The 273-nt window shown below is 58.2% G+C and carries 1 tRNA gene; it reads left to right on the forward strand.

Going from position 1 to position 273, the window contains the following annotated elements:
- Positions 1 to 196: 196 nt before the first annotated feature.
- Positions 197 to 272 (forward strand) — tRNA-Ala (locus tag NLU14_RS21795).
- Position 273: the final 1 nt, after the last annotated feature.

Raw genomic sequence — 273 nt, forward strand, 5'->3', positions numbered from 1 at the left:
GCTCAGTTGGTTAGAGCGCACCCCTGATAAGGGTGAGGTCGGTGGTTCAAATCCACCCAGACCCACCAAAATTGCGTGGCTCGTCGTTGCTTCCAGGCTCATGTGCTATTCGCACACTACGCCCGAAAGCGCCTAGATCCACACAATTTTATAGCCTGAGAATCCGTGCGCGGCCGGGCTTTGGGTGGACTATCGAGGGGCTGTAGCTCAGTTGGGAGAGCGCCTGCCTTGCACGCAGGAGGTCAGCGGTTCGATCCCGCTCAGCTCCACCAA

Source organism: Marinobacter iranensis, from assembly GCF_029207565.1.
GTDB lineage: Bacteria > Pseudomonadota > Gammaproteobacteria > Pseudomonadales > Oleiphilaceae > Marinobacter > Marinobacter iranensis.